At 75.2% G+C, this 460-nt stretch carries 1 protein-coding gene; it reads left to right on the forward strand.

Translation table 11 applies throughout. From position 1 onward, the window contains the following. Nucleotides 1-138: 138 nt before the first annotated feature. Nucleotides 139-460: hypothetical protein (locus D7X55_RS40795; RefSeq protein ID WP_199747396.1), on the forward strand; the 322-nt coding region annotated here is incomplete at its 3' end.

Here is a 460-nt window from a genome sequence, read left to right on the forward strand (position 1 = left end):
TCCACACCATCCGCGGCGCCGGGTATGTCATCCGGCCTGCCTGAGACCGCCGCGGTCCCGTCGGGGCACGGCAGCACCCGCCGCAGGCGGCCCACGTCGCTGGCCCGACGCATCGGCGCCGGCGTCCTTCTGATCCTGATGGCCACCATCCTGGCCTACTCGTTCTACGCGGCCGGCATCACGAAGGCCCTGCTGACCGAATCCGCCTCCCGGGACGCCTCCGAAGCATGGATCCGCGCCTCGGAGCAGCTGACGGCCCCCTCGCCGGGCGGAGGGGGCGACGGCGGCCCGGGGCAGGGGGACCTCCGCGTGCCGGGCACCCTCGGCCAGCCCGAGGGCACGGTGGTCGCGCTCGTCCCGCTCTCCGGTCTGGAGGAGCATCAGCAGGACGCCCTCATCGGGCACCGGGTCGGTGACGCCGGGGAGTCCGTGCCGCTCACGGCGCGGGAGGCCCACGACC

This window comes from Corallococcus sp. AB049A, from assembly GCF_003668885.1.
GTDB classification, from domain to species: domain Bacteria; phylum Myxococcota; class Myxococcia; order Myxococcales; family Myxococcaceae; genus Corallococcus; species Corallococcus interemptor.